This window comes from Synechococcales cyanobacterium T60_A2020_003 (assembly GCA_015272205.1).
GTDB lineage: Bacteria > Cyanobacteriota > Cyanobacteriia > RECH01 > RECH01 > JACYMB01.
This window is the reverse complement of record JACYMB010000361.1, coordinates 1-2,878: the sequence shown is the minus strand read 5'-3', so window position 1 is coordinate 2,878 and position 2,878 is coordinate 1. Positions and strand designations below refer to the sequence as shown.

Below are 2,878 nucleotides of genomic sequence, written 5' to 3'. Positions count from 1 at the left end.
AGAGCGATCTGGGGAAGCCCGCGCTCTACCCGATAGGGTGAGCGTCGGGAGGATGTCACGTGTTTAACTCCATACCTTGGACACAGCGTCTTGGCTAGAAATTGTTAAAACAGGACGTATTAGAGCGGCTCACTCTGAGGACGACCATATCAGTAGTGACCTTTGGATCAACCAACACTTTTAAGTCTTAGGGGTAGAACAGCCATGATTGCTCAACTAGAGACGAAATATTACACCACTGAAGAATATCTAGAACTCGAAGTAGCTTCGGATATTCGCAACGAATACCGCGATGGAGAAATCATCCCTTTGACGGGTGGAACCCCTGAACACAATCGGATTAGTGGCAACCTATACATTGCGTTAAGCCTTGGGCTTAAACGTAAACCTTACGAGGTATTTCATGTTGATCAGCGTCTTTGGATTCCCAATGCTGCCGTCTACACCTATCCCGATGTGATGGTGCTGCCCAAACCGATCGAACTGCAATCTGGGCGCAAGGATACCGTCGTGAATCCCTGCTTTATCGCAGAAGTTTTATCGAAATCCACTCAAAATTATGACCGTGGCGAGAAGTTCGTCGCCTACCGCACGATTTCGAATTTTCAGGAATATCTGCTGATTGATCAGTACAAAATCCACGTTGAACACCACGTTAAAACCGGGGTGAATCAATGGCTATTTTCGGAGTACGACGATCCGAGCGTTACGCTTTCATTCAATACGCTGGATTGCCACGTTCAAATTTCTGACCTTTACGAAAATATGGAGTTCACCGAGGCAGAGGCGTAAATCCGGTTTGGCGTTTTGTCTACTCGAATTTACACCTTGACGTATTAGCCCAAGCTCAAAAAGGGACGTGCCAGCATAAAGCTACATATCGACTTGGCGTCAATGGCTTCTCCGTCCAGAACCGCTTGCTCAAAGGCCGCTGGCGACATCAGCACCACTTCAATATCCTCGTCCTCATCCTGGGCAGGCGGCGTTTCTAGCTTTTCCAAATCCTGCGCTAAAAAGGCATAGATAATCTCATCGGAATAGCCCGGAGCCAAGAAGAATTGACCGAGCGATCGCCACTCGTGAGCACGATAACCCGTTTCTTCTTCAATTTCGCGTTCGATTGTCTTCGCCGGATCTTCTCCCACTTCCACCGTTCCCGCCGGAAATTCCAGTAAACGCCCCTTTGCGGTGAACCGATACTGCCGTACTAAAACCAAATCTCCATCAGGTGTGACCGGTACAGCAAGCGCACCGCCCGGATGGTGAATACACTCCCACTCCCCTTCGGCCTGGTTAGGCAGACGGAGGCGATCGACCGTAAAGCTAAATTTGCGTCCGGTGTAGGAGAGTTTCGACTGGAGAAGTTCTGGCGGTTCTTGACCGATGCTCATGGCCTGGGTGAATTTTTGCGACACACCCTGTCCATCATACGCTAGGGTTCGATCACTCATACGCTAGGGTTCGATCACTTCCGTTTCGGCGATCGCCGCTTCTACCCATTTCTGCATGGCAGGCAGATTCCAGATGACCTCGGCATAGGTTTGGCAGATGGGATTAAGGGAAACGCCATAGGTGCGGAATCAGGAGACAACCGGGGCAAACATGGCATCGGCAGTCGAAAATTCGCCAAACAAAAAGTCTCCCCCTGCCCCGTACTCTTGGCGGCACATGGTCCAGATTTGGGTAATGCGATCAATATCCTGCTGCACCGGAGCCGGAATCATCACCATTGGACGCAGGGAACGACTGTCCATCGGCATGTGTTGACGCAGAAGGGCAAATCCGGCGTGCATTTCAGCACTAACCGCACGGCCGATCGCCCTCACCTTGGGATCAGCGGGATACCACCCGGTCACGTTCTGATCGGCAAAATACTCGCAGATGGCGAGAGATTCCCAGATCGTCAATCCATCGGCAATTAGAACCGGGACTTTTTGGGTGGGGGAATACTGACGCCACTGTTCAGCCGTCGTTGGCCTATAGAGCGGAATCCGAAGTTCCTGAAACTCAATGCCGTTCTGGGTCATCGCCAACCAAGGGCGTAGCGACCAGGAGGAATAGTTTTTATTGCCAATGATGAGGGTAAGCGTCATCGTCCATCCAATTCCTTATCGTAAGTGGAGTCAAAATAGGTCAAGATCAGGGTGGCATTCAAGATCGGGTGACTATGAAATCGAGGACTGAGATGGGCGATCGCCCTCAACATCAATCCAACTGGTGGCCGAGACTTCGGCACGCCTTGGTGCTGCTGATAGCAACGGTAGGATTAATTGGCTTGACCAGTTGCAGCCTACCGCAGGTGCGGGCGGAAGATCGTCTTTTTCTGGATATATCTTTAGATTTTCTAGACGCCTATGAACTGACCACCGAATTTGAAGGAGTACCTGTGGGTGGTTTATCGGGATGGGTCTACGACCGTCCCCGCGATCGCCTCTATGCGGTGTCCGATGACCGGAGCAACGTCGCGCCGGCCCGGTTTTATACCCTGAAATTGTCGGTGGAGGATCGAGAAGGGGCGATCGCCATCCAATCGGTGAATGTAGAGTCTGTGACAACCCTGACCGAGAACGGTGAACCCTATCCCCCTGGGGCGATCGATGCGGAAGGAATTGCCCTATCGCCGCGCCAGTCCGTATTTATTTCCAGTGAAGGGGCTGCCGATGCAGGCATTCCACCATTTATCCATGAGTTTGACCTCACCACTGGAGAACTCCGCCGCCGTTTACGCATTCCCGACCGCTATATTCCCCAAGAAGTTGACGGTCAGCCACAAGGCGTTCAGGATAATGCCGGATTTGAAGCGCTGACGATCTGTTCAGGCGGGTTTGAAGCTAATTATCAAGAACCGTTTCGCCTATTTGTGGGTACGGAATCCGCC

Annotated in this window: 3 protein-coding genes and 1 pseudogene; 2 read left to right on the top strand and 2 right to left on the bottom strand. The window is 51.6% G+C overall.

Annotated elements, in window-relative coordinates:
- Nucleotides 1-204: 204 nt before the first annotated feature.
- A complete protein-coding gene (locus IGR76_17660) occupies nt 205-792 on the top strand; it encodes a Uma2 family endonuclease (protein MBF2080284.1) in 588 nt (195 codons plus the stop codon).
- 44 nt (nt 793-836) lie between these two features.
- Here the strand turns inward: IGR76_17660 and IGR76_17655 are convergent, their stop codons facing one another.
- Together IGR76_17655 and IGR76_17650 are read right to left on the bottom strand one after the other, a co-directional pair.
- Complete coding sequence (locus IGR76_17655) at nt 837-1,391, bottom strand: NUDIX hydrolase (GenBank protein MBF2080283.1); 555 nt, start codon at nt 1,389-1,391, stop codon at nt 837-839.
- A 63-nt stretch (nt 1,392-1,454) separates the two neighbouring features.
- A pseudogene (locus IGR76_17650) lies at nt 1,455-2,093 on the bottom strand (glutathione S-transferase family protein).
- A gap of 74 nt (nt 2,094-2,167) precedes the next feature.
- Between IGR76_17650 and IGR76_17645 the strand changes: the two are divergent.
- On the top strand, nt 2,168-2,878 hold a 711-nt coding region (locus IGR76_17645; protein ID MBF2080282.1), incomplete at its 3' end, for an esterase-like activity of phytase family protein.